This window comes from Geobacillus sp. DSP4a, from assembly GCF_013096875.1.
Taxonomy (GTDB): Bacteria; Bacillota; Bacilli; order Bacillales; family Anoxybacillaceae; genus Geobacillus; species Geobacillus thermophilus.
On the sequence record NZ_SDLD01000009.1, the window covers coordinates 31,208 to 56,910 of the forward strand.

A 25,703-nucleotide genomic window follows, 5' to 3' on the forward strand; every position below is an offset into this window, starting at 1 on the left:
GGGTTTTCCATCAGTCGGCGATAAACGAGTCGCGCACCCGCCGCCAAAACGGAAACGGCCGAAAGCGGGCGAAACGCACCTTTTCATCGGCCACCCGGCATTGAATCGACTTCACTTCTTTATGCAACAGTGACAAATGGTCGACCGTAATTTGAAAATCGATATGGTTGACCGGCTTCAGCAAGCACGTATGGTGCGCCGGCAGCACAAGCGGCGAGCCGATCGTCCGGAAGACGCGGTTGTTGATGGATGCCATCTCCGTCACTTGAATCGCCTCGAGCGACGGGTGCAAAATCGCCCCGCCGAGCGCCTTATTATAGGCCGTGCTCCCGGTCGGCGTGGAAATGCACAGCCCGTCGCCGCGGAACCGCTCAAACAAATCACCGCGAATTTCAACATCCATGACGAGCGTCCCACTCACACATTTCACCGTGCATTCGTTGAGCGCTAAATACTTCGCCTCGCGCCCACCGTTAATGTAACGAATCGTCACCTCAAGCAGCGGGTACTCCACCACTTGATACGGTGTTTTGGCGATGGCAATCACGAGCTTTTCGATTTCTTCCGGCACCCAATCGGCATAAAAGCCGAGATGGCCGGTATGGACGCCGACAAACGCCGTCTTGTCCAACCGATGGCAATAGCGATGGAACGCGTACAACAGCGTTCCATCCCCGCCGACGGAAATGACCAAATCCGGCGCTTCCTCATCATAGCGCAAATCAAAATCAAGCAAATACGTCTTCATCTTCTGCGCGAGGGCGTTCGACACATCATCCCCTTTTGACGTAATGGCGAAGGCCAGCGGCGCATCAGTTCGTTTCATTGTCCTTCCCCTTTTGCTTCTTGTTTTCGTGAAAAGGCGGCCTGCGCTTCTTGAATTTCAACGCGGATTTTCGACATTTCCTCATCGAGGCGGTAGGCAGCCTCCGCCGCGCGCTGCAGCCGGGCTTTAATATCTTCCGGAAAGCGGCCGCTGTATTTGTAGTTCAGAGAGTGTTCGATCGTCGCCCAAAAGTTCATCGCCAGCGTGCGGATTTGAATTTCCGCCAAAATATTTTTCTCGCCGCGGATCGTCTGCACCGGATACCGAATGACGAGGTGGTATGAACGATAGCCGCTTTCTTTCTTTTGCGTGACATAGTCGCGCTCCTCGACGATTGTAAAATCGTTGCGCTGGCGCAGCAGCTCGACGACCGTTTTAATATCGTCGACAAACTGGCACATGATGCGCAGTCCTGCAATATCTTGCATCTCTTCCTCGAGGCGGTCGAGCGGGATGTTTTTCTTTTGCGCCTTGTCTAAAATGCTGGCAACCGGCTTCACGCGTCCGGTGACAAACTCAATCGGCGAGTGCGCTTCAATCATCTCAAACTGGGCGCGAATGCCTCGCAACTTTACTTTCAGCTCTTCGACTGCCTGCTTATACGGGGCTAAAAACAAATCCCAATGGTTTACCATCGTACCACCTGCCTATCTATTTTCAATTTCCTGACAGCCTGGGCCAAGAGAAAGCATCCGCACCTTCCCAGCGCCGCTTTGACGGTAAGCGGCCTTTGGCGCGCTCCGCCTCCCCTCACGCCCAAAGGCAGGCAACCGGACGGCTCATCCGGTAAAAAACATCTCTTGTACTGCTCGTTCAAGCGCCTCGCCATAGTTGGCGTTGCCGCGAATATTTTCAAGCAAATAAGACAGTTCATCGTGAAACTGTTCAAGCTCAAGCGTCCTCTCTCCACATCGAAGCCAAACCGGCTCCTTGGCGTCAAGCGCCGCCTTTAGCTCAGGCCACCACGGCTTCGGAATCATGACATATAGAAAGCGATCCTCGGTTTCCAATATATACACAAACGCCAATGCATCTGAGTCAACAAGCATATGGCGCTTCGGCATAACACCGGCGGGCAAAACAAGCGCATCATCAACCTTCAGCCAGAGCCGGCCGTCTTTTCGCTCTGCCCGCTCGACGATCCATTTTTCGTTCATACTTTCTCTCCTTCCACACCAACCATCCGCCCTTTATTTTACCATATTCAGCCTATGCGGGCGAAATAATTGATATTCGCCGAAAAACAGCTGATAATAGAAGGAGACGACTATCCTGTCTGAAGGGGATTCACGATGCATCAAGAAATCGAAATCGAATTAAAAAACTTGTTAACGGCAGCGGAATTTGCGGCCGTCCGCGCCGCCTTCCGGTTGGATGATGGCGCTTTCTTCCGCCAGGAAAACCATTACTTTGACACTCCGTCATTCGCCTTAAAAGAACGGGCGGCAGCGCTGCGCATCCGGGCGAAAGAAGGGCGGTTTACGCTGACGCTGAAACAAACGCGGGCGGATGAGGCGCTTCTCGAGACGCACGTGCCGCTCACCCCTTCCGAAGCGGAGGCGCTGCTCACGGGCGTGCCGCTGCACGGAACGATCGCGGCCTTGCTTGCGGAACTGGGCATTGATCCATCCAACGTGCGCCATTTCGGCTCTCTTGTCACCGAACGCGCCCAATGGCCGTACGAAGGCGGTACGCTTTTCCTTGACCGCAACTTCTACTTGCAAAGCGAAGATTACGAACTTGAGTATGAAGTGGATCACGTGGAAGCGGGTGAAAAGCGGTTTTTGCGCCTGCTTGAGGCGCTCGGCATCCCGCGCCGCCCGGCGCCAAACAAAATCGCCCGCTTTTACGCCCGCATGAAAGAAATGGAGGAAAGACGATGACCGTTTCGCCATTAAAGCTGCTCATCGAATGGCAGGCACTCCATGCGTTCTCACCCGGACGCTCCAGCCTGTTGCCATCGCCGGTGCCATCCTTGTTTTCAAGCTTGCTTGCCGAATCTCTCAGCCGCGGTGAGGAATCGTCTGCCGAGGCGCCTCAAGCTGCCCTAAGCGGTCAGCCCCCGGCGCCCGCCGGCCATCGCAGCGCCCCGCTCGAACATGAAGCGGGTGCTGCAACCAACTCATCTTCTTCCATCGATGCTTTCATCGCGGCGGCAGCGGAAAAATACGACGTTGACCCGCAGCTCATCCGCGCCGTCATTCGCCATGAGTCAAATTTCCGTCCCGATGCGAAAAGCCCGGCTGGAGCGCTTGGACTCATGCAGCTCATGCCAAGCACGGCAAAAATGCTCGGCGTCCACAACCCGCTTGATCCGGCGCAAAACATCGACGGCGGCGTAAAATATTTGCGCCAGCTCCTTGACCGGTACAACGGGAATATCACTCTCGCCTTAGCCGCCTACAACGCCGGGCCCGGGCACGTCGACCGCTATGGGGGCGTGCCGCCATTTGCCGAAACGCGGGCGTATGTCGAACGCGTGTTGAAAAGCTACCGCACATAAACGAGCGGCGCTCGAGTCACTTTGTTTGAGATCCATGCGTGCTGTTGATAAAATAGCAATCAAACGACAACGAATGATTTTCAAACAAAAGGAGCATCCGCGATGGGTGAACAATGGCAAACTCTTTATGAGGCGATCGGCGGAGAGGAGACGGTTGCGAAACTTGTCGAAGCATTTTACCGTCGCGTGGCCGCGCATCCGGACTTGCGGCCCATTTTCCCTGACGATTTGACGGAAACCGCCCGCAAGCAAAAACAGTTTTTAACACAATATTTAGGCGGCCCCCCTCTTTACACGGCAGAGCATGGACACCCCATGCTGAGGGCGCGCCATCTCCGCTTTGAAATCACGCCGAAGCGGGCGGAAGCATGGCTTGCCTGCATGCGGGCAGCCATGGACGAAATCGGCTTGTCCGGGCCGGCGCGCGAACAGTTTTATCACCGGCTCGTACTCACCGCCCATCATATGGTCAATACCCCAGATCATCTGGACAGAAAGGAGCATACCCTTGAGTGAGAAGTTTGCTGGGAAGACGACATCAACTTGCTACCCTTCCCAGCCGCTAGGCAACACGAACAAACCGCTCGAGCTGTATTTGTTTATCGATCCTTTATGCCCGGAATGCTGGGGGCTTGAACCAGTCATCAAAAAACTGACGATCGAATACGGCCGTTTTTTTACCTTAAGGCACATATTGAGCGGAACATGGGCGACATGGGGCGCGCACAAAGGAACAAAGCCGGAGGCAATGGCCAAAGCATGGGAATGGGCGGCTTGCCGCACCGGCATGTCATGCGACGGCAGCGTTTGGCTCGAAAATCGGATTTCAAGCCCGTTCGCCCCATCGCTCGCCATTAAAGCGGCGGAAATGCAAGGAAAGCGGGCCGGCCTCCGCTTTTTACGCAAGCTGCAAGAACAGCTCTTTCTCGAAAAACAAAATGTCTCTGATTTGTCGGTGCTCGCCGAATGCGCCGCCGAAGCTGGTCTTGACGTCGATGAATTTCTGCGCGACATGCACTCTCCGGGAGCGGTAAAAGCGTTCCAATGTGATTTGAAAATCACGTCGGAAATGGATGTCGACGAAATACCGACGCTTGTCTTATTTAATGAAAACATTGAAGATGAAGGCATTAAAATTTCCGGATGCTATCCGTATGACATTTACGTCGAACTGATCGCCGAAATGCTTGGCTTCCATCCCAAGCCGTCTCCTCCCCCTCCACTGGAATCATTTTTAAGCCATTTTAAGTTCGTCGCCACGAAAGAAGTTGCCGTTGTGTACAATTGGACCATCCAAGAAGCGGAAACGGAAATGAAAAAGCTGCAGCTGAAACAAAAGGTCGAGCGGGTGCCTGTCAAGCATGGAACGTTTTGGCGCTATATCGAAAAAGCCCGCCTGTAGCGTGCGACCGACAAGAAAAAGCCCGGCCGAAGCCGGGCTTTTTCTTGTCGTCAAGACAACAAAGGGGATGGGAGAATTTGTTCACGGTCAAACAAAGGGGTATCAGGTTTTGTCTTCCGTTCACATCTTTATCTTACCAAACGCCCGACCGGATTGACAACCCGTTTGCTCGTTTGTTCACATTATTGTCATAATTCCCTTCCCCGTCGCTGTTTGTCATGACTGCATGGACAGCGGACATATATTGAACATAAAAGAACCGAGAAAGAGGCGAACAACGTGAAAAAACGAATCGTTTTATGCGTTTGGGCGGCAGCGGCCATCGCCGCATTTTTCCTTAACCTTTTAGGCCTTATGCGGCTGCTTCCCTTGTGGGCGACGATGCCGCTGTTGTTTTTGACGCTGCTTGGACTCGTGGCGTCTTGGAACCGCCGCCGCCAGTTTAAGGGATTTTCGTCAAAACGGCTGCGGCTGTAGGGAAAATAAGACGATATACGTTTTTCGATATGGATGCAGGCGTGGCGCTGCATCCATTTTATTTCCCAAGCAGCCGCTCCATTTCCTCAAGTTTTTCCGCAAATACTTGGCATGCCTGGCGGATCGGCTCGGCGCTCGTCATATCAACGCCGGCTTTTTTCAGCACTTCGATTGGGTAGTCCGAGCTGCCGGCTTTTAAAAAGTCAATGTACCGTTTCACCGCCGGTTCGCCTTCCTCTAAGATTTGTTTGCTGAGCGCTGTTGCCGCGCTGAAGCCGGTCGCATATTGGTACACATAATAGTTGTAATAAAAATGCGGAATGCGCGACCATTCCAAGCCGATTTCTTGGTCGATCACAATCTCATCGCCAAAATACTTTTTGTTTAAATCATAATAAAGCGAGGTGAGCGTCTCAGCCGTTAACGCTTCGCCCTGTTGCGCCTTCAGGTGGATCAGATGCTCGAATTCCGCAAACATCGTCTGCCGAAAGACAGTGCCGCGGAATCCCTCAAGATAATGGTTCAACAAGTACAACCGTTTCTTCTCATCATCAATCGTTTTCAGCAAGTGATCGTTCAAGAGCGCTTCATTGCACGTTGACGCCACTTCAGCGACGAAAATCGAATAATGGGCGTACGGATACGGCTGCGTTTTGCGCGTATAGTAGCTATGGACCGAGTGGCCAAACTCATGGACGAGCGTAAACAAGTTGTGAACGTTGTCCTGCCAATTGAGCAAAATGTACGGATGGGTGCCATACGCTCCCGACGAATACGCACCGCTCCGCTTCCCTTTGTTCTCGCGCACATCGACCCAACGGTTGTCAAGCCCTTCTTTGACGATCGCTACATACTCCTCGCCGAGCGGCGCCAGCCCGTCAAGCATATATTGCTTCGCTTCCTCGTACGTCACGTCCATTTTCACATCTTGCACAAGCGGCGTGTACAAGTCATACATATGGAGCTCGTCAAGCCCCAACACTTGTTTGCGCAGCCGCACATAGCGATGCAAAAGCGGCAAATGTTCATGAACCGTGGCAATCAAGTTGTCGTACACGCTCTCCGGGATGTTGTTGGCATCGAGCGCCGCTTGGCGCGCCGATTCATAACGGCGGACGCGGGCAAAAAAGTTATGTTTTTTCACCGTTCCGGCAAGCGTGCTGGCAAACGTGTTTTGAAACTTTTCGTACGTATGGTACACCGCATGGAACGCATCGCGGCGGACGCGGCGGTCCGTGCTTTCTAAAAAGCGAATGAACCGGCCGTGCGTGACTTCGACTTCCTCACCGTTTTCATCGATGATCGTCGGAAACGTCAAATCAGCGTTGTTCAACGCGCTGAACGTGTCGGATGTCGCCTGCATCACCTCGGCCGCCTGCGCCAATAACGCTTCCTCTTCCGCCGACAGCACGTGCGGGCGCTGGCGCGTAATTTCGTCTAACGCGTGCGCATACAAGCGAAGCGGCTCGTATTGTTCCAAAAACGAGCGCAGCACCGCTTCATCGATCGCCAAAATTTCCGGCACGATAAACGCCATCGCGCTCGATGCTTCGCTGTACAAGCTTTTCGCCCGGGCGTCGAGCCCTTGGTAAAACGAGTTAGTCGTATCTTGATCATAGCGCATATGGGCGTATGTATACAGCTTGCCGAGGCGCATCGATACGTCATCTTGGCATTGCAATGCTTCATACAGCACTTCCGGCGATTCGCCAAGCCGCCCTTTGTATTCGCCAAGCTTTGGAATCATTGCCTTCACTTGTTTGAATTCTTCTTCCCAGGCGTCATCGGTGGGAAAAATGTCCTCAAGCCGCCACGTTTCTTCCACGGGAATCTCGCTTCGCAGCGGCAGCGACTTTTTCGCTTTCTTTTCCTCCACCGTCATCATTCCTCCTTATCCAAATAATCGATACACGAATTATTATTCACCATTCCGTTCATCTTTTCCTGTTTTCTGCTCATTTTTTCCACTCTCCCGAACTCAAGTGTTGACCAATAGCAGCTAAGCGCCGACGTTTGGTGAATTTGCTCAAGAAGCGCAGCATCTTGATGAATCATCTGATCGACGGTCGACGGAAACGACAGCGGCTTCACCAAATGAAGCTGGTCGCCCTCTTCGCGGCGGAGATAACCGAGCAGGCTCAACCAATGCAAATACTCGCCGACGGCCTCACGATACGTATCCCGGCCGACAAGCGGCAGCCGGCGCGGAACGAGGCGGCCGGTGCGGATTTTGTCGTCGAGCCACTGAAATAAAGATACTGCCGTTGCCGGCCGTCCGGTCTTTCCAAGAAGAAACAAAAGGACATACGTTTGCCAAATGAACGGCGCCGTCTCCCATAAATACCCCCGCGGCACTGGCCAGCCTGCTTCGGTCGGAAACAGTGACGGAACGATGCCCGCCTGGTAAAAATCAGCACAAATGCGGCGCACGGTTTGGTTCGGATAAAGCGGAAACGTCCGCCGCCATTGTTTTTTTCGTTCGAGCCATCGCTCCCAAAACTCGGATGGAAGCGGCAGCGGACAGGGGTCCATCCAATCGGGGAACGAAAACGACGAAAGCGGAATTGAATCGACCACGGCCAATGTTCGCTGCACCGATAGCGGCAACGGGCGAAAAAGACGGATGAAGCGTTTCGTCTCTGGACTGTAGTACCATATATGTGGAACGACTGAATGTGGAGCGCGATGGGCAAACAACCATTGAAACCGGGAGAGCTGCACTTCCCCCGAATATTTTGGCGAACGCCGCAAATGATGGGCTCCTAACACCCACAACGGGCGGATGCCAAGGAGACGGTAGCCGTCATTGCGTTCGCGAAACAGCGATTCATCGATCGTGGAACATTGGTATTCGAGGGCATAAAGGTGTGGGCCATGGCGGAACAATACGTCAGGACGCTGCTTGATGGCGGGCAAATACGGCTCGAGCTTCGCCTCCATGCCTTGGCGAATGAGCCACGCGAACAAGTCTCGCTTCCCAGTTAAGTGACGCTCCGACTCCGGTTCGTGCTCGACCGGGCAGGCCGCCCCTTTTCGATGGGCGAAATGCGGCAAACGGTAGCGGCCCGACCGGAGCACCACTTCTTGACGGCACGCGGGACAAAAAAACGGTTCCTGTCGTTTCAGGTGCATCAGCCCCTCTCGTTCCCATCTTTCCGCCCCGGCAAGCGAAACCGTCCTGCCATCAGCGGCGAGAGCGACAAACAACATGATCACTTCCTTTCCAGTAAAAAATAGTTGTCCGTGGGCGGGAACAGCTGGAATTGTTCTCTGCTGCCCCCCCTTCACCGTTCGGTTCTTCCCTTTTATTCGTTGACCATCGCCGGTTTTCCTGCCCAAAGCCAAACTGCGTCGAAAAAAGTCCGCCGATTCGGCGGACTGGCGTTTACAAGCGGTTGGTTACAACAGAGGCGACAACAGCCGGGAGACCGATTCAGCGATACGCACCCGGAACGGGCGCTGTTGAAACTGTTCGTAGTCGATCATGGAAGCGTGGCGAAAATCTTCCAAAAAGTCGCGGACGAGTTTATGAATGCTGTCGGTATAATACAAAAACGCGTTCACTTCAAAATTCAAATGAAAACTGCGCATATCCATGTTCGCTGTGCCGATTGAAGCCAGCTCGCCATCGACGACAATGACTTTGCTGTGCAAAAACCCGCGTTCATACTCATAAATTTTTACCCCTGCCTCGAGCAGCTCTGGGAAATACGAGCGCGAAGCGTAAAAAACGATTTTTTTGTCCGGCCGCTTCGGCGCAAGCAACCGCACATCAATGCCGCTTAGCGCTGCCACTTTCAGCGCCGTCAAAATGTCTTCATCCGGCACAAAATACGGCGAAGCCACCCAAATCGACCGTTTCGCTGCTGTGATCATAGCAAAATACAGCTGCTTAATGACCTCCCACTTTTGATCCGGACCGCCGGCGATGAGCTGGACGCCGCCTTGCCCTTCTTCTACAATGAGAGGCGGCGACAAGTAGTCCGGCGTCAGCAACCGCTCTCCCGTCATATAATACCAATCTTGCAAAAAAATAAGCTGCAACGTCCGGACTGCTTCGCCCCGGATCAACAAATGCGTGTCGCGCCAAAATCCGAAATACTCGTTTTTTCCTAAATACTCGTCGCCAATATTCAGCCCGCCGACAAAGCCAACACTCCCGTCAATGACGATGATTTTCCGGTGGTTGCGGAAGTTGATTTGGTTGCTTAAAAACGGCAGGCGCACCGGCGAAAACGGGATCATCTCAACCCCGGCAGCGCGCAGCTCTTCGATATAATCGTTCGACAGCTTCCAGCTGCCGACAGCATCATACAAAAAACGGACGCGCACACCTTGACGCGCTTTTTCCATCAAGACGCGCTTCAACTGTTGGCCGATTTCATCATGACGGACAATATAATATTCTAAATGAATATGGTGTTCCGCTTTTTCCAGTTCAGCAAAAATAGAAGAAAATGTCTCCTCTCCGTTCGTCAACACCGCCGTCTGCGAAGCAAGTGAAACCGGATGCTGGCCGATGCGATAAGCAAGGTGCAAAAGCGGACGCTGATGGGGCGCCATCGGCAGCCGTTCGACGGCAATCGGCGACGGCTCTTGAAACTTGAGCAGCACCGCCTCATCAAAATCGGCTTTCTTTTTATAGCGCCGTTGTTGCCAATAGTTGCGTCCGAACAATAAATAAAACAAAAAGCCAACGATCGGGAAACTGCCTAACACCGCCAGCCAGGCGATCGTTTGTGCCGGCTTTCGGTTTTCAAGCGAAATGACAAAGGCAATAAACACCACTGAACAAGAGATGAGCACGCTGAAAATGCCGAGGAGCTTCCCTTCCCAATAATCGTGCGTCAAAGCCAGCAACAGGCCGACGATGCCAGCAAGAATGGCCACTCTTGATGCGTTTCTCAACCAAACCCCTCCAACTGATGTTCCTCTTTCCCCTTATTCTTTATACTTGACTTCACGGCCAACGGTTTCACAGTTTTCCCTTCTCTTTCCTATCTAGAAGGGTCGGGAAAGCAGCCATTTTCTAAATAAGTGACCGACGGGTGCGAAAAAGCGTGCTGTTATAAAGCTTCTCCATTTGAAAACAACAGGGTCAACCCGCGTTTTCTGTCCGCCCCCTCCAAGCGCCCCAACAAAGAAAACGCCGATTTCTGGCGGCGAAATCGGCGAATGAACGAAAAGGTTATGGAGCTGGAAAATACCGTTTTACGGTCTCAAGCGCATTGTCGCCCATAATTTCAGTTCCGTATTCCTCAAGGCGGTAAATCGTCAGCTGTGAATCGTTTCCGTATTCCAGAAGAAGGCTGAGCATATTGTCGATATCATGCTCGCTATATTGTTCGGTAAATTGTACGAACAAGTAATAACGCCCTTCAAACTGGAATAAACGGTTCGACAAACTTGAAAAGTCGGCGCGGTGAGCCAAGGAGATGACGTCTTCAATGTCTTTGAACGAAATGATAAATTGAAGCACGTCTTGCGCTTCTTCGTCTCCGGCCGCATTGTTCCGCCCGAAATGGAAGTGATGGCCGAACAGCGATTCGATCTTCTCATCAGCCGAGAGCGAAAACTCGCGCCACTTGTCTTCCGGGAGCGGCAGCTCAAGCTTGCTTCCGTCTTTGGACAGCTGCGCTTTCGTTACAACAACCTCAAGTCCTTTCTCAAGCGCCTGCACTTGAATCCAAAGCGGACCGTCAAGCGAAAAATCGCTTTCGCCGTGAACCTCATCCATCATTTCCCAAAACAATTCTTCGCTCCGCTCCCGATTGTACCAAATTTCCTCACGGTCAAAACCGCGTTCCTCTATATCAACATACGAAATGTAAAATTTCACCGTATGGTCGTTGATGCGTTCAATTTCCATCTTCTCCGACTCTCCCTTCTAAACCAAAGAAATAAAAAGGGAAGGGATCGTTCCCCTGGACATTCTTCAAAACTTCTATCTTGTACTTTATATTTTATGACAAAAAGCGAAAGAAGGGAAATAAAAAAACGTATTTTTAAAAATTGGTTATGAAACCGGCCATGCCCTACTATAATGATGATGAACACGGACGGAATGAGGGACGCCTATGGTGGATGAATACATCGTTTCCATCTTGCTGATTATCGGCATTGATGTCATTCTTGGCGGGGACAATGCGGTTGTCATTGCGCTGGCAAGCCGCAACTTGCCGGAACAAAAGCGGAATGTGGCCATCATTGTCGGCACCGCGCTGGCGATCGCTGTTCGCATTGTCTTGACGGTGGCCGTCGTTTGGCTGTTGACGATTCCGTTCTTGCAGCTCGCTGGAGGCGTCGTCCTCTTTTGGATCGCCTTGAAACTGATCGGGCAAAAAGACGAAAAACATGCCGCCATTAAAGCCGAACCGTCGCTTTGGAAAGCCGTCCAGACGATCGTCGCCGCCGATGTCGTTATGGGCATGGACAACGTCATCGCCATCGCCGGAGCATCCCAAGGCCATATGGGGCTTGTCATCTTTGGCTTTCTTTGTTCTGTTCCTATCATCATTTTAGGCAGCAAAATCATCCTTTATGCCATGGAACGGTTTTCGTTTCTGATTTATGCCGGCGGCGCCCTTTTGGCATACACAGCCGGAAACATGATCACTGCCGAAGAGCGGCTGCGTCCGTTTTACGACCCGCGCTGGGAGGCGTTGTTTCCGGTCTTAACGGCCATTCTTGCCGTTTTGCTCGGCTTTGCGGCCAACCGGCGGACGCGCGCCGTGCGCTGACCGGCAAGTGTGAAAAAACTTCTACATGGCAAGCCATGTAGAAGTTTTTCTTACCCGTTTACCAGCCGCTGCGCTTCACGAAGCTGATACGCCCGCACTTTGCGCGGCAGAAAGCGGCGGATTTCATCTTCGTTGTAGCCGACTTGAAGCCGCTTTTCATCAATGATGATCGGCCGGCGCAAAATGCCTGGGTTTTTTTGAATGAGTTCGTACAAATCTTGCAGCGGCAGAGCTTCCAAGTTAATGTTCAGCTTCTGGAATACTTTCGAACGGGTGGAAATGATCTCATCCGTTCCCGTTTCCGTCATCCGCAAAATCTCTTTAATCTCCTCGACCGTGAGCGGCTCAGAGAAAATATTGCGTTCGACATAAGGAATATTGTGCTTCTCGAGCCACGCCTTCGCCTTCCGGCATGACGTGCAGCTCGGTGATGTGTATAGCTTGACCACTTCGATCACTCCTTTTGACAAGGAATCCCTTGCTTCCCTCGTCCGTCAGACGACAGACGTGCACCGCTATGCCGGTTTGACGTCTGACAGCATAGCGACACGGCCTGGACGCCAGTCTGGCGATCAGCCGCTTTGCCAATCGTTTGCAAATTGAAATGACTTTAACATGATATATTATACAATACATCGGCCAAGAAAGATATAGTTTTTCGATGATAAATGCAATTTTCTTTCTTTCCTCTTCCAAAGTGAAGGCAAATCCTCTACAATCAAAGTAGAAAAGGAAAAGGGAGGAAGAACCGATGGCCGGCTATTTCATCGACTTTGCCATTGCTTCGGCATTGATCGTCGTCCTCACCGCATTGATGGGAAACATCAGCAACACGATCGGAGAGCGGATGTTCGGCCGAAACAAAAGTGGAAAGCATGTCGAGGCCTCTCGCCGCATCCAACAAGGATGGAAAGTCGTCGGGGGAAAAAAATAACGCGCCAAGACAGGCGCATAGGTGGGCGCCGCCTCTTTCACCGTTCGCATCATGCGGCGATGAAGGAGCGGCGCTCTTTTCTATTCTGCTAGGCATACATCGCCCGATACCGCTTATACTCTTCCTCCGAACAAAGCACAAAATGGCCAGGCGTAATTTCACGGAATTCAAGTTCCTCTCCATCTTTGTAGCCATGTTGCGCCGGGTCGTAAACGATCCGCTTGCGCGTCCGCTCCGTTTCCGGATCCGGAAGCGGAATGGCCGACAAGAGCGCCTTCGTGTATGGGTGGATCGGATTGCGGTACAGCTCTTCCGATTCAGCGAGCTCGACCATTTTCCCGAAATACATGACGCCGATCCGGTCGCTGATGTATTTGACCATCGACAAGTCATGGGCAATAAACAAGTACGTCAACCCTTTTTCACGCTGCAGGCGCTTCAATAAGTTCACGACTTGCGCCTGAATGGAAACGTCAAGCGCCGAAATCGGCTCATCGGCGATGATGAATTCCGGCTCGACGGCAAGCGCCCGGGCGATGCCGATCCGCTGGCGCTGACCGCCGGAAAACTCATGCGGGTAGCGGCTGGCATGCTCGCGGTTCAAGCCAACCGTCTCAAGCAATTCATACACGCGTTGCATCCGTTCTTCTTTCGTTTTCGCCAGCCCATGGATGTCGATGCCCTCAGCGATAATATCCGCGACCGTCATCCGCGGATTCAACGACGCATACGGATCTTGGAAAATCATCTGCATTTTCCGATTTAACTCTTTCAGCTCTTTTTTTGATTTTTTGCCGTGCACATTGACGCCGTTAAACAGCACTTCTCCTTCCGTCGCTTCGTACAGCCGGATGATCGTCCGCCCCGTTGTCGACTTGCCGCAGCCCGACTCGCCGACAAGGCCGAACGTTTCACCTTTATAAATGTCAAAGGTGACGCCGTCGACTGCTTTCACCACCTGACCGCGTCCAGCTGGGAAATACTGTTTCAAATTTTTGACCTCAAGCAGCTTTTGTCTAGCCACGCGGTTTTCCTCCTTTCCGGGCGACGATGTCAGCAAACCGTTTCATCCGTTCACGCACGATAGCCGGCGGTTCCACTTTCGGCGCCATTTCATGCAACAGCCATGTCGCCGCATAGTGCGTATCAGACACTTGGAACATCGGCGGCTCGAGCTCATAGTCAATTTTGAGCGCATACGGATTGCGCGGCGCAAACGCATCGCCTTTTGGCGGATTTAACAAATCCGGCGGCGAACCCGGAATCGAATACAGCTCCGTATCTTTATGATCAAGGCTCGGCATCGAGGCCAGCAATCCCCACGTGTACGGATGTTTCGGATTGTAAAAAATTTCATCCACCGTGCCGATCTCCACGATTTTCCCGGCATACATCACGGCCACTCGGTCGGCCATGTTGGCGACGACCCCTAAATCATGGGTGATGAAAATAATCGACATGCCGAGCTTTTTCTGAATGTCTTTCATCAACTCCAAAATTTGCGCCTGAATCGTCACATCAAGCGCTGTCGTCGGTTCATCGGCGATCAAAATTTTCGGATTGCACGCCAAGGCGATGGCGATGACAACACGCTGGCGCATCCCGCCGGAAAATTGGTGCGGGTATTGCTTCATGCGCAGCTCGGCGTTTTTAATGCCGACCAGCTGCAATAGTTCAATCGCCCGTTTGCGCGCTTCATCTTTCGACAGCTTTTGATGCTTTAAAATCGCTTCCATAATTTGTTTCCCAATCGTCATCGTCGGATTGAGCGACGTCATCGGATCTTGGAAAATCATTGAAATTTCCGCACCGCGGATCGATTGCATCTCTTTCTCCGACAGCTTGGTCAAGTCTTTGCCTTCAAATAAAATTTCCCCTTGCTTAATCCGGCTCGGCGGTGTCGGCAACAGGCGCATCAACGCTTTTGAAGTCACTGATTTCCCAGACCCTGACTCGCCGACGATTGCCAGCGTTTCTCCCTTATACAAGTCGAACGTGACGCCGCGAACCGCCTGCACTTCACCGGCGTGGATGTCAAAGGAAATATGCAAATCGTTCACCTGCAAAATTTTCTCCATCGGTTTCACCCCTTCCGTCGGTTATTTGCGCATTTTCGGGTCAAGCGCATCGCGGATTCCGTCTGCCACCAAGTTGAAGCTTAAAATGAGCAAGCTGATGACAACGGCCGGAATAATCATCAAATGCGGATATGTTTGGATCGATTTGTATCCATCATTGACAAGCGAGCCAAGCGACGCTTCCGGCGGACGGATGCCAAGGCCGATAAAGCTTAAAAACGCTTCGGTAAAGATGGCCGATGGAATTGTGAACATCGTCGTAATGATGATTGGGCCGATGACGTTCGGGATCAAATGTTTGAAAATAAGCCGTGATGTCGGCGCTCCGAGCGTCCTTGCCGCCAGCACGTATTCCATGTTCTTTAATTTCAACACTTGCCCGCGCACGATCCGCGCCATCGTCGTCCAACCGGTAATGACCATCGCCAGCGTGATGGAAATGATTCCAGGCTCAAAAATCAAAATGAACAAAATGACCATAATTAAATACGGGATGCCGTTTAAAATTTCGATGATCCGCTGCATCACATTGTCGACGCGGCCGCCATAGTAGCCGGAAATGCCGCCGTACGCAATCCCGATCAATAAGTCGATCAACGCCGCCAGCAAACCAATGTAAAGGGAGATACGCGTGCCATACCACGTCCTCACCCACAAGTCGCGTCCTAAGTCATCCGTGCCAAACCAATAGTACTCTTTCACGCCGCGCTGTTTATACACATCAACGCCGTTCGCATCCCGGCCGTCAAACGGAAGCCAATGAATATGTTCAAGCACCGGGATTTTCGGCGGAAGTTTCGCATGCCGCAAGTTTTGATCTTTATACGTCCGGTCGCTCGCCATCGGGGCGATGATCGCCATGAGCGCCAAGATGATAATTATCACGAGCCCGACGATCGCTGCCTTGTTTTCCCGAAGGCGAAGCCAAGCATCCTGCCAAAACGTCAAGCTCGGACGATTGATTTTTTCCTGCTCACCAACGTTCGGCGGGGCGGGCTGAAACCATTCCGGTGACAGTTGTTCGTATTGTTGTTTCGCCATCATTTTTTCCCTCCCGCTAACCGGATGCGTGGGTCGACAACCCCGTACAACACATCAACGATAAAGACTGCCAAAATCAACAAGGCGGAATAAAACAACGTCGTTCCCATAATAACCGGGTAATCGTTCAGTTCAATCGAACGGACAAACTGCTCCCCAAGACCAGGGACAGCAAACAGTTTCTCAATGACAAGCGTTCCCGTCATTAAATTGACGGTCATCGGTCCTAAAATGGTAATGACGGGGATAAGCGAGTTGCGGATGGCGTGCTTGATGATAACCCCCGCCTGGCTGATCCCTTTCGCCCGAGCCGTCAAAATGTAGTCAGAGCTTAACACTTCCAGCATTTCTGTGCGCATAAAACGGGCGATGCTAGCGATGACCCCGACAGACAGCGCCAATGTCGGGAGAATCGTATATTTGAAGCCTTCCCAAAAAGCGACCGGAAGCCATTGCAGTTTCACAGCGATAAAATATTGCAAAAACCCCCCTAACACAAACGACGGGATCGAGGCGCCCAACACCGCAATGACCGTAGCGGTGTAATCTTCCCAATGATTATGTCGAATCGCCGCGACAATTCCGAGAATCAACCCAACGATCGTCCCAAAAACAATCGCCTGAAACCCGAGCTGGGCCGACGGGCCGATTCGATCGCTGATGAGCTCTGTCACGGGGCGGTTGTCATATTGGAACGATACCCCCAAGTCTCCTTTCAACAAATTCCCTAAATATTGAATGTATTGAACAGGCACGGGCTTATCCAATCCGTACTCTTTTAAAATAAGCGCCTTCTGTTCCGGCGTTAATTTCTCTTGGTTTTGCAGCGGCGAACCAGGCAACAGCTTCATTAAAAAGAACGTCAACGTCGCAATGATAAACAACGTGATGATCATATAAACGAACCGCTGAAGCGTATACCGCGCCATGACCGCACCTCCTCTGCTTTTCTATAATCTTCGTTGTTTTTCGACATTTTTCGCCTTGGTAGGCAAAAGGAGAGTATATGCCTAGGCATATACTCTCCTCCGCATTTTCAAGAGAACGGTTACTCAACATACGCCCATTTCAAGCTGTAGTCGGCGCCGAATGTATGCGTGACGAAGTCTTTGACATACTCGCGTTGCAAATAGGCAGCGCCGCGTTGGTACAGCGGAGCGATCGGCATTCCTTCAAAGACGATTTTTTCTGCTTTCAGCATCGCATCCCAACGAGCTTGCAAATCGCCAAGCAACGTTGTTTTCGCGTCTTTAATCAATTTGTCGTATTCAGCGTTCGACCAACCCGTTCGGTTGTGCGGGTTAGTTGTCGTCCACAAGTCAAGGAACGTCATCGGGTCTTGATAGTCCGGACCCCAGCCGGAGAACGACAAATCATATTGCATGTTGCTTTCGAGCTTCAGTTTTTGTGCAAACGGTTGTTGTTTAATGTTGACCGTCAAGCCCGGCAAGTTTTGTTCAAGCTGCGCTTTCACATACTCGCCGATTTTCTTCGCGCTGTCGCTGTCATAGTTCAGCAGTTCAAGCGTAAATTTGTCTTTGCCCAGCTCTTTTTTCGCTTGCTCCCACAGTTTTTTCGCTTCATCCGGATTGTAATTGACCAAATCGCCATTCACATCGCGGAAGTCTTTGCCATCCGGACCAGTGACGAAGTCTTTCGGAACGGTGAACTTCGCCGGAATCGAACCGTTGTTCAAGAGCGTATCGACCATCGCTTGCGTGTCGATGGCCATCGCAATCGCTTTGCGGGCATTGACGTTGTTCAGCGGTTCTTTTTTCGTGTTCATGCGCAGCCAGTAGAGGGCTGAATCCAATTCCGTTTTGAAGTTTTTATCATTTTTATACTTATCAACAAATTCAGCCGTCAAACCGACGCGGTCGGCCTGTTTCGTTTCATACAAGTTGACCGCTGTCGCCGTGTCTTTCACGACTTTGACGTTGATTTTTTCCAGCTTGACTGTATCTTTGTCCCAGTAGTTCGGGTTTTTCGTGTAAACCCAGCCTTGTTCATGCTTCCATTCGCTTAAGACGAACGGGCCGTTGTAAAGCGTCGTATTAGCTTCGAGACCGTATTTGTCGCCTTGCGCTTTCACGAATTTCTCGTTTTGCGGCATGAACGTGCCGAATACCGTCAGGCTGATGAAATACGGAATCGGGTTTTTCAGCTCGACTTGGAGCGTGTAGTCGTCAAGCGCTTTGACGCCCAGCTGGTCAACTGGCAGTTTGCCGGTGTTGACTTCTTCCGCGTTTTTGATGTCGTACATAATGTACGCATACTCCGATTTCGTTTTCGGGTCAAGCACCCGTTTCCAAGCAAACACGAAGTCGTGCGCCGTCACCGGGTCGCCGTTCGACCATTTGGCGTCTTTGCGAAGCTTGAACGTATACGTTTTGCCGTCTTCGCTCACCTCATGGCTTTCCGCCACCCCAGGAACCGGCTTGTTGTCTTTGCCTAAACGATACAGACCTTCCATGACGTTGTTCAACACGATAAACGATACTTGGTCGGTGGCGAGCGCCGAATCAAGCGACGGAATTTCTGAGGAATCAAGCAAGTTCAGCACCTGCTCCTTTTTCTCCGCCGGCTTTTCGCCGCCCTGGCCGCCTTGGGCGTTGTCGTTGTCCTTGCCCCCGCCGCAAGCCGCGAGGAACGTTGACAGCGCGAGAAGCAGGACGAGGAAGAAAGAAAATCGCTTCTTCACTAAAAAACCCCCCTTAAAATTTATGTAGCGTATTGCAAATCTTCTGAATGATTTGATTTCAGAAGATTGTACTTACATCGCTTATTATATCCTGTGTTAGTATATTTGAAAAGGATTTTTTTATTTTCTTAAATAAAAAAATTTCAAACTACTTAAAAAAAGATGGGGATCGGATTCATTTACACCTGCATTGTAACGACTTTTACCGCAATTGTAAACAAAAAATTCTGCCCACAGACAAAGAAAACGCTTACAATATAATTTTTTTGCCCCCTCCTCTCAGCTTCGAAGCAAATTTCTCCTGAACTTCCAGGTTTCTTCTATATTTTTCAATATAATTTTGTTAATAATTTTGACAATCTTCCCGCCCACATGATTTATGATAAAATAAGCAGTGAGAAGGGAAAGGCGGGAACAGACGATATGAAACAAACGGCTGTGCGGACTGGATGGCTCGTCGCCGCGATGCTGGCGGCAAGCGCACTCATCGTAATAGGGCAAGGAGCATGGAGTACGGTGGCCTTTATTAACGTTTCGTTTTTGCTCTCCCTTTTGCCTCTGTCGCTTGGCGGGCTTTTGTTTGTTTATGAACGCGGGTTTTTCAGCGGATTTGCATACGGGTTTCGCCGATTGCGCAGAAGCAGCACGAGGGTGGAGCGGTATCTTGAGGAAGCGGCAGCAGAACATGAATCGGAGGAACAGCCCGGTCCGCGGCGTTTCGCCATCACGTACCCGCTCCTTTTTGCCGGACTCCTTTTGTTTCTCGCGATGATCGCCGCCGGATATGCCTTGCAATAAGGTTGCAACAGCTGAATGTTTTCCGTATAATATAAGGCAAGTTTAGAATAGACTGAGCGATGAGAAAGAAAAGTACATATGGCGATGCCTTCAGAGAGCTTGTGGAAGGTGCGAACAAGCGGCTAGCCATATGGAATGGGCTTTCGAGCTTCCCGCCGAACCGGCGACGCAGTAGGCGAGGACGTTCCCCGCGTTACAGGGGCCATGCGCAAAGCATGGGCTGAGCGATTGCGCTTTTCCGCGCAATAAGTAGGGTGGCACCGCGGTCCTACCGTCCCTATCAGAGGGCTGGCAGGGCCTTTTTTATTTTTGGCTTGAGGGAGTGAAGATCGATGAAAACCATTTTTTCCGGCATTCAGCCAAGCGGCGTCATCACCATTGGCAACTATATTGGGGCGCTGCGGCAGTTTGTCGAATTGCAGCATGAATACAACTGTTATTTTTGCATCGTTGACCAACACGCCATTACCGTTTGGCAAGACCCTCACGAACTGCGGAAAAACATCCGCCGCCTTGCCGCTTTGTATTTGGCCGTCGGCATCGATCCGACAAAAGCGACGCTGTTCATCCAATCGGAAGTGCCGGCGCATGCCCAAGCGGCGTGGATGCTGCAGTGCATTGTGTATATCGGCGAGCTCGAGCGGATGACGCAGTTTAAAGACAAGTCAGCCGGCAAAGAGGCGGTCAGCGCCGGGCTGCTCACGTACCCGCCGCTGATGGCCGCTGACATTTTGCTTTATAACACCGACATCGTCCCGGTCGGCGAAGACCAAAAGCAGCATATCGAGCTGACGCGCGATCTGGCGGAACGGTTCAACAAACGGTACGGCGAGCTGTTTACGATCCCTGAGGCGCGCATTCCGAAAGTCGGCGCCCGCATCATGTCGCTTGTCGACCCGACGAAAAAAATGAGCAAATCCGATCCCAACCCGAAAGCATACATCACACTGCTTGACGATGCAAAAACGATCGAGAAGAAGATCAAAAGCGCCGTCACCGACTCGGAAGGAACGATCCGCTACGACAAAGAAGGAAAACCGGGCATTTCAAATTTGCTCAATATTTATTCGACGTTATCCGGCCAATCGATCGAGGAGCTCGAACAGCAATACGAAGGAAAAGGATACGGCGTCTTCAAAGCCGACCTGGCCCAATTGGTCATCGAAACGCTCCGGCCGATTCAAGAACGGTATCACCATTGGATGGAAAGCGAGGAGCTTGACCGCGTATTGGATGAAGGAGCGGAAAAAGCGAACCGCGTCGCCTCAGAAATGGTGCGAAAAATGGAGAAAGCGATGGGCCTCGGGCGGCGGTAAGAAGGCGCCATACAAAAAACGGGCGGGCGCATAGCGCCCTGGCCCGTTTTTTAATTCACTTTCGGCTCTTGCTCCATTTCCCAAAGCTTTTCGAAAAACGGCTGGCCTTTAATTAAGTTTTCACATAGCTGCTCGTGCCGTGCAGACCAGCCGTGTTTCGTTTCTTCGTACAGCCGTTCCCACGCTTCCTCAAACGACATTTTTTGAATATCTGCGTACTTTTCCGGGGCCCATTCTGTATACCAGTAGCGCACCTCGGCGCTGTTTTTCGTTGAATGCAGCTGGTCAAGCGCCATAAACAACAGCTGTTTCAACTGCCGCTCTTTCCGTGTCAATCCGCACATCAACTCCGGCGCCGGCGACAAAATGTGGTACTCTTTTTCGTACTTCGGCAGCGGGTAGGCCCGCTCTTCCGTCTCGGCGGCCATCTCGTACACAAGCTGCTCTTGCCGCGGAATGAGGCGGCTTTTGCGGATCGGAATATGATAGCCGATCGTATCGACGGCCAAAATGCCAGCTCCGTCGGTCACAACGAAACAATAATCGAGCTGAATCCGTTCATGGTTTTTGCGGACATAGGCTTTTTGGTACACATCGTCCAAAAGCGGCTTCGGAAGGTCGGATAAACTGTTTTCAATATATTGGAATAGAGCCGGGGACACTTTTAACAGCGGCACTTGGTCAAGCAACTCAATTTGGTCGTCTTTGCGCCATTCGTGAAAATGGCAGACGTTGTACCCGTTCTCTTCACCTTCAAACCAGTTCACCCAAATGTCGTGCAGGTAAAGCATGTGATACCCCTCACTTCCAGACGTGTTTGTCCATCAGTATAGGCAGAGGGGCAGAATTTTATTCCATTTCGCCCTCTTTTCCCCACTATGAGCCACGGCTTGGAAACGACAAGCTCGCCCACATAAGCAACAAGCCGAGCGGCAATAAATAACATTCCTCCCTTGCCGCGATATAAGCAGCGTATTCACCAAACCCGCGCTCCGGGGTGATGATGTTTAAATAGACGATCATCATCATGCCGCCGACGACCGAAAAACCAAAGCCGACCAAATAAAAAAACAGGCGGACCATCGGGCTTCCCTTCCTTCTTGTCCACGTCCTTTCTTTACGTATATGCCTGTTCGGTGGACAAGATGCCTATCATCGCCCCTGGTCCATCCCGCCTTACCCGCGGCTGTCCAGACCGGCTAAAGCAACCATTTGTTTCGCCTCCATCGCCATCAATTGAGCCAATGAATACCCCCGCTCCAAACAGCGGCGGACGATGGCATAACCGACTGCATAGCCGCCCATGTTCGGATACCACCCAAGGCCGTATAAAATGCGGGAGCTGAGTGGGTGCGAAACAGCAGCATCTTGATTGGGGGCGATGTAGCGGCGCCAAAACCGCTCGATCTCCCTGTCAGTATAATACGACGTCCAGTCGGCGCATTGTTCCGGTCCGACTGTTTCAGCGACCGCATGTTCTGCCAGCCCTTCCATAATCACCGCATCTAACAGCGTCGCCTCTTTGCCGCCATACGGCAGCTGCTTCAGCCGGCAAACATGGTTGTACTCATGCGCCACCAATGCCGCGACCTCCTCGTCGCGATGATCGGGCAGCAAAAAGAAAACGAGCTTATCGGCAAACGCCACTCCTCCTTTTCCGCGAAACTCGCGCAAAAGTTTCCGGTTTTCATCATCGGCCGGCAGCAAAAACACCGGAACGTCAGGCCCTTTCCATCTCACCCGCTGTTCGTCATATAAGCGGGCAAGCCGCTCCCAAAGGCCTTTTGCCTTCATCTCCGGCAAAAGGCGAACGGCCTGCCGGGCGCTTCGATACATGCCATATAAGCATAAATAACGATGAATGGCGCGCGCTGGTGCATCGGCAAAAAACGGCGCCAGCCGGGCGCAAACACGGAGCGGATCGCCTTCATCTTGTTCAAGCCAACGATCAGTTGGAGCCAGTCCCATCGTCTTCCCTCCCTTTTTGCTACCTTATGTCAAGGCAACCGGGACGGTGAACGAAAAAAGCCCCGTCCGGAGTGAAGCCCGGCGCCCGTCTTCCAACGGGGCCGGGTTCGTCCGGCCGAGGCTAATGGCCTTCATTGCTATCTATTGCGCATACGCTTTGAAAATCAATGTCGCGTTATGGCCGCCAAATCCAAACGAATTGCTTAACACTGCGCGCACAGTCTGCCGGCGGGCTTCGTTCGGCACATAGTCCAAGTCGCATTCCGGATCCGGCGTTTCATAGTTGATGGTCGGTGGAATGACGCCATCGCGGATCGCCAACACAGAGAAAATGGCTTCCACCGCGCCGGTTGCGCCAAGCAGGTGACCGGTCATCGATTTTGTAGAACTGATCGCAAGCTTATAGGCATGGTCGCCAAACACTTCTTTAATGGCGATCGTCTCATATTTGTCATTGTACTCCGTGCTTGTGCCGTGGGCGTTAATGTAGTCGATGTCCTCCGGCTGCAAGCCGGCATCCTGCAGCGCCAGTCGCATCGCCCGCACGCCGCCTTCACCGCCCGGCGCCGGTGCAGTGATATGATATGCGTCAGCCGTCGCGCCGTAGCCGACAATTTCCGCGTAAATTTTCGCCCCGCGGCGCAACGCATGCTCCAGCTCTTCAAGCACGATAATGCCTGCCCCTTCCCCCATGACAAAGCCATCACGGTTTTTATCAAACGGGCGGCTTGCCGTTTTCGGATCCGGATTGGTCGAAAGGGCCGTATTCGCGCAAAAGCCGGCAAACGACATTTTCGTAATCGGCGCCTCCGTTCCCCCCGCGATCATCACATCCGCATCGCCGCGCTGAATGACCCGAAACGCGTCGCCGATCGAGTTTGCGCCCGTCGCGCAAGCGGTGACCGTGCATGAATTCATTCCTTTCGCCCCAAGGATGATTGAGACTTGCCCCGCAGCCATATCCGGAATCATCATCGGCACGAAAAACGGGCTCACCCGGCGATAGCCGCGCTGCTGGAAAATTTCAAACTGCTGCTCAAACGTCTCCATACCGCCGATGCCAGAGCCGATCCAAACACCGACCCGCTCGGCGTTATGCTCACCGATTTCCAAATTCGCATCTTTCACCGCCATGAGCGCCGCCGCCACGGCGTATTGCGTAAACCGGTCCATCTTCCGCGCTTCGCGGCGGTCCATAAACAACGACGGATCAAAATCTTTCACTTCTGCCGCCACTTTCGCTGGAAAATCGTCTGGATTGACGCGGGTGACAATGTCGATGCCGGACTGGCCGGCGACAATGTTTTTCCACGTCGTTTCTGCGTCATTCCCCAGCGGGGTGACGGCGCCTATTCCGGTCACGACGACTCGTCTTTTTTCCATATTCCTCTGCCTCTCCTTTATTCTGGATAATGATGTTGGGATACAGAACATCAACGGCCCCAACGCAAGGCGATCGCGCCCCATGTCAGCCCGCCGCCGAACCCGACCATGACGATGAGATCACCGTCGCGAATGTTTCCTGCCTCCAGCTCCTCCACGAGCGAAATCGGAATGGAGGCCGCGGATGTGTTTCCATAGCGGCGAATCGTTGTCGAGATTTTTTCCTCCGGCAGCTCGAGCCGCTGTCTCGCCGCCTCCACAATGCGGATGTTCGCTTGATGGGGAATGAGAAAATCGACATCCTCTTTTGTCAGCCCCGCTTTTTCAAGCACCCGCACACTTGACTCTCCCATCTGCCGGACGGCGAACTTGAACACTTCCCGGCCGTTCATCACGATATATTCGTCTTTGTATAAATGTTTTCCTCCTGTTCCGTCAGCGCCCAATTCAAATGATAAAATGCCCCGCCCTGGCGACACTGGGCCCATGACAACCGCACCGGCTCCATCGCCAAACAACACCGCCGTATTGCGGTCTGTCCAATCGGTGATTTTTGACAGCTTATCGGCCCCCACTACTAATATATACTTGTAAACCCCCGTGTCAATAAATTGGGCAGCCGTGACCATTCCGTACATAAATCCGGAGCAGGCGGCGCTGAGATCCATTGCCGCGGCGTTGACAGCCCCAAGCCGCTCTTGCAGCATGCAAGCAACTGATGGAAAGGAACGGTCTGGCGTTACGGTAGCAACGACAATGAGATCGATGTCTTTCGCCTCGACACCGGCATCCGCAAGCGCCTTTTCGGCAGCAAAATACGCCATATCGGACGTATCGATGTCATCTGCCGCAATGCGGCGTTCCTCAATCCCGGTGCGCGTCCGAATCCATTCGTCTGATGTATCCATCATTTTCTCCAAGTCGGCGTTGGTCAACACCTTTTCCGGCACATAGCGGCCGACCCCGATAATTCCTGCTCCCATACCATTCATCTCCTTTTTTTCTTCCAAAATAACCGAAAAGCCTCCCAAGTACAGCACAATTGTCAACGTACAATCAGTCCACATAACCAATTATTATTACTTGGTACTAATTTTAACGGAAAGAGCGCATATGCGCAATAGCAAAAGCGCGCCTTCCCGGCCGGAATCCTATTGCTTTCTTCCCGCCCGAAGGCATTTGTCCAAACCAACGTTTTACCTCCGCCATACAATACAATGACAAGCAAACGATGAGGAAAAAAGGAGGACTGATTTTATGGCGAACGTCCCATCATCCCGGCAAAGCCGTGAAGAGCGCGACCGCTTCTCCCGCCTCATGTTCGGCCCCTTTCCTCCAAAACGGACCGGCCGGCGGGACGAACAAACAAAAACGGAGCCGCTCCCGCTGCCAAACATTGATTTGATGAAACTCGTCGAAAACGTCGGTACGCTGACGGACTCGTTGCAGCAGCTGAAACCGCTCATCAAAAAAATCTCCTCGCTCATCGATGGATTGAAAAAATAGCAGACGCAACAACCTCATGCGTCTGCCTTC

General features: G+C 52.1%; 28 protein-coding genes and 1 other annotated feature. Of the genes, 10 read left to right on the forward strand and 18 right to left on the reverse strand.

The features are described 5' to 3' along the window. Positions 1-10: 10 nt before the first annotated feature. From ETC02_RS04965 to ETC02_RS04975, 3 genes are all read right to left on the reverse strand, one after another. A complete protein-coding gene (locus ETC02_RS04965) occupies positions 11-826 on the reverse strand; it encodes an NAD kinase (RefSeq protein WP_033010445.1) in 816 nt (271 codons plus the stop codon). Beyond that, positions 823-1,461 (reverse strand): GTP diphosphokinase, encoded by a 639-nt coding sequence (yjbM, locus tag ETC02_RS04970; RefSeq protein ID WP_033010443.1) that lies wholly within the window; start codon positions 1,459-1,461, stop codon positions 823-825. Before yjbM ends, ETC02_RS04965 begins: the two co-directional genes overlap by 4 nt. Before the next feature lie 144 nt (positions 1,462-1,605). Then, a complete protein-coding gene (locus tag ETC02_RS04975) occupies positions 1,606-1,983 on the reverse strand; it encodes a UPF0738 family protein (protein WP_063210630.1) in 378 nt (125 codons plus the stop codon). Between the two features lie 135 nt (positions 1,984-2,118). Here ETC02_RS04975 and ETC02_RS04980 point away from each other — a divergent pair, with 135 nt between their 5' ends. The 5 genes from ETC02_RS04980 (at position 2,119) to ETC02_RS05000 (ending at position 5,208) form a co-directional block, all read left to right on the forward strand. Next, on the forward strand, positions 2,119-2,709 hold the full coding sequence (locus tag ETC02_RS04980; protein WP_063210628.1) for a CYTH domain-containing protein: 591 nt from the start codon (positions 2,119-2,121) through the stop codon (positions 2,707-2,709). Continuing rightward, positions 2,706-3,329: a lytic transglycosylase domain-containing protein gene (locus tag ETC02_RS04985; RefSeq protein ID WP_050368370.1), complete on the forward strand. Its 624-nt coding sequence runs from the start codon at positions 2,706-2,708 to the stop codon at positions 3,327-3,329. Before ETC02_RS04980 ends, ETC02_RS04985 begins: the two co-directional genes overlap by 4 nt. A gap of 102 nt (positions 3,330-3,431) precedes the next feature. Then, the gene (locus ETC02_RS04990; protein WP_011230326.1) at positions 3,432-3,845 is read left to right on the forward strand and encodes a globin domain-containing protein; all 414 of its coding nucleotides are present in this window, start codon (positions 3,432-3,434) and stop codon (positions 3,843-3,845) included. Further along, entirely contained in the window at positions 3,838-4,731 is an 894-nt protein-coding gene (gene spxH, locus ETC02_RS04995; protein WP_047817933.1) for a ClpXP adapter protein SpxH, read from the forward strand. Before ETC02_RS04990 ends, spxH begins: the two co-directional genes overlap by 8 nt. A 279-nt stretch (positions 4,732-5,010) precedes the next feature. After that, positions 5,011-5,208, forward strand: coding sequence for a hypothetical protein (locus ETC02_RS05000; protein WP_033010435.1), 198 nt, complete (start codon positions 5,011-5,013; stop codon positions 5,206-5,208). A 58-nt stretch (positions 5,209-5,266) separates the two neighbouring features. Here the strand turns inward: ETC02_RS05000 and pepF are convergent, their stop codons facing one another. From pepF to mecA, 4 genes are all read right to left on the reverse strand, one after another. Beyond that, the gene (gene pepF, locus ETC02_RS05005) at positions 5,267-7,090 is read right to left on the reverse strand and encodes an oligoendopeptidase F (RefSeq protein WP_050368368.1); all 1,824 of its coding nucleotides are present in this window, start codon (positions 7,088-7,090) and stop codon (positions 5,267-5,269) included. Beyond that, positions 7,090-8,418: a competence protein CoiA gene (locus ETC02_RS05010; RefSeq protein WP_171698098.1), complete on the reverse strand. Its 1,329-nt coding sequence runs from the start codon at positions 8,416-8,418 to the stop codon at positions 7,090-7,092. Before ETC02_RS05010 ends, pepF begins: the two co-directional genes overlap by 1 nt. Positions 8,419-8,607: 189 nt before the next feature. After that, complete coding sequence (gene cls / locus ETC02_RS05015; protein WP_050368367.1) at positions 8,608-10,116, reverse strand: cardiolipin synthase; 1,509 nt, start codon at positions 10,114-10,116, stop codon at positions 8,608-8,610. A 280-nt stretch (positions 10,117-10,396) separates the two neighbouring features. Further along, positions 10,397-11,077: an adaptor protein MecA gene (gene mecA / locus ETC02_RS05020; protein WP_033010433.1), complete on the reverse strand. Its 681-nt coding sequence runs from the start codon at positions 11,075-11,077 to the stop codon at positions 10,397-10,399. 208 nt (positions 11,078-11,285) lie between these two features. Between mecA and ETC02_RS05025 the strand changes: the two genes are divergently transcribed. After that, complete coding sequence (locus tag ETC02_RS05025) at positions 11,286-11,948, forward strand: TerC family protein (RefSeq protein WP_171698099.1); 663 nt, start codon at positions 11,286-11,288, stop codon at positions 11,946-11,948. Between the two features lie 50 nt (positions 11,949-11,998). On the opposite strand, the gene spxA is transcribed toward ETC02_RS05025, so the two are convergent. Next, positions 11,999-12,397, reverse strand: coding sequence for a transcriptional regulator SpxA (spxA, locus tag ETC02_RS05030; RefSeq protein ID WP_011230318.1), 399 nt, complete (start codon positions 12,395-12,397; stop codon positions 11,999-12,001). 302 nt (positions 12,398-12,699) lie between these two features. On the opposite strand from spxA, the gene ETC02_RS05035 reads away from it, so the two are divergent. Further along, a complete protein-coding gene (locus ETC02_RS05035; RefSeq protein ID WP_011230317.1) occupies positions 12,700-12,882 on the forward strand; it encodes a hypothetical protein in 183 nt (60 codons plus the stop codon). Between the two features lie 88 nt (positions 12,883-12,970). Here ETC02_RS05035 and ETC02_RS05040 read toward each other — a convergent pair whose 3' ends face one another. From ETC02_RS05040 to ETC02_RS05060, 5 genes are all read right to left on the reverse strand, one after another. Further along, a complete protein-coding gene (locus tag ETC02_RS05040; RefSeq protein WP_020278701.1) occupies positions 12,971-13,906 on the reverse strand; it encodes an ABC transporter ATP-binding protein in 936 nt (311 codons plus the stop codon). Further along, entirely contained in the window at positions 13,899-14,960 is a 1,062-nt protein-coding gene (locus tag ETC02_RS05045; RefSeq protein ID WP_014195173.1) for an ABC transporter ATP-binding protein, read from the reverse strand. The genes ETC02_RS05040 and ETC02_RS05045 overlap by 8 nt, the downstream gene beginning before the upstream one ends. Before the next feature lie 21 nt (positions 14,961-14,981). Then, positions 14,982-16,004: an oligopeptide ABC transporter permease gene (gene opp3C / locus ETC02_RS05050; protein ID WP_171698100.1), complete on the reverse strand. Its 1,023-nt coding sequence runs from the start codon at positions 16,002-16,004 to the stop codon at positions 14,982-14,984. After that, positions 16,001-16,930: an oligopeptide ABC transporter permease gene (gene opp3b, locus ETC02_RS05055; protein ID WP_011230313.1), complete on the reverse strand. Its 930-nt coding sequence runs from the start codon at positions 16,928-16,930 to the stop codon at positions 16,001-16,003. Before opp3b ends, opp3C begins: the two co-directional genes overlap by 4 nt. Before the next feature lie 119 nt (positions 16,931-17,049). Next, positions 17,050-18,702, reverse strand: coding sequence for a peptide ABC transporter substrate-binding protein (locus tag ETC02_RS05060; RefSeq protein ID WP_171698101.1), 1,653 nt, complete (start codon positions 18,700-18,702; stop codon positions 17,050-17,052). Positions 18,703-19,125: 423 nt separating this feature from the next. On the opposite strand from ETC02_RS05060, the gene ETC02_RS05065 reads away from it, so the two are divergent. After that, positions 19,126-19,500 carry a DUF3899 domain-containing protein gene (locus ETC02_RS05065; RefSeq protein WP_044743396.1) on the forward strand — a complete coding sequence of 125 codons (375 nt, stop codon included), beginning with the start codon at positions 19,126-19,128 and terminating at the stop codon, positions 19,498-19,500. A gap of 50 nt (positions 19,501-19,550) precedes the next feature. Beyond that, positions 19,551-19,782: a binding site (T-box leader), on the forward strand. Between the two features lie 50 nt (positions 19,783-19,832). Further along, positions 19,833-20,816: a tryptophan--tRNA ligase gene (trpS, locus tag ETC02_RS05070; protein WP_063210615.1), complete on the forward strand. Its 984-nt coding sequence runs from the start codon at positions 19,833-19,835 to the stop codon at positions 20,814-20,816. Positions 20,817-20,866: 50 nt separating this feature from the next. Here the strand turns inward: trpS and ETC02_RS05075 are convergent, their stop codons facing one another. The 5 genes from ETC02_RS05075 to ETC02_RS05095 all read right to left on the reverse strand — a co-directional run bounded on the left by ETC02_RS05075 (position 20,867) and on the right by ETC02_RS05095 (position 25,150). Further along, on the reverse strand, positions 20,867-21,607 hold the full coding sequence (locus tag ETC02_RS05075; protein ID WP_033009307.1) for a YjbA family protein: 741 nt from the start codon (positions 21,605-21,607) through the stop codon (positions 20,867-20,869). A gap of 85 nt (positions 21,608-21,692) precedes the next feature. Next, positions 21,693-21,899, reverse strand: a complete 207-nt coding sequence (locus tag ETC02_RS05080) for a YuzI family membrane protein (protein ID WP_063210613.1) — start codon at positions 21,897-21,899, stop codon at positions 21,693-21,695. A gap of 93 nt (positions 21,900-21,992) precedes the next feature. Further along, the gene (locus ETC02_RS05085; RefSeq protein ID WP_050368361.1) at positions 21,993-22,784 is read right to left on the reverse strand and encodes a DUF2268 domain-containing putative Zn-dependent protease; all 792 of its coding nucleotides are present in this window, start codon (positions 22,782-22,784) and stop codon (positions 21,993-21,995) included. 141 nt (positions 22,785-22,925) lie between these two features. Beyond that, positions 22,926-24,167 (reverse strand): beta-ketoacyl-ACP synthase II, encoded by a 1,242-nt coding sequence (gene fabF, locus ETC02_RS05090; RefSeq protein ID WP_033009311.1) that lies wholly within the window; start codon positions 24,165-24,167, stop codon positions 22,926-22,928. A gap of 50 nt (positions 24,168-24,217) precedes the next feature. Then, complete coding sequence (locus ETC02_RS05095) at positions 24,218-25,150, reverse strand: beta-ketoacyl-ACP synthase III (RefSeq protein ID WP_044743391.1); 933 nt, start codon at positions 25,148-25,150, stop codon at positions 24,218-24,220. A gap of 274 nt (positions 25,151-25,424) precedes the next feature. Here ETC02_RS05095 and ETC02_RS05100 point away from each other — a divergent pair, with 274 nt between their 5' ends. Then, positions 25,425-25,673, forward strand: coding sequence for a hypothetical protein (locus tag ETC02_RS05100; RefSeq protein WP_047817923.1), 249 nt, complete (start codon positions 25,425-25,427; stop codon positions 25,671-25,673). Positions 25,674-25,703 lie beyond the last annotated feature (30 nt).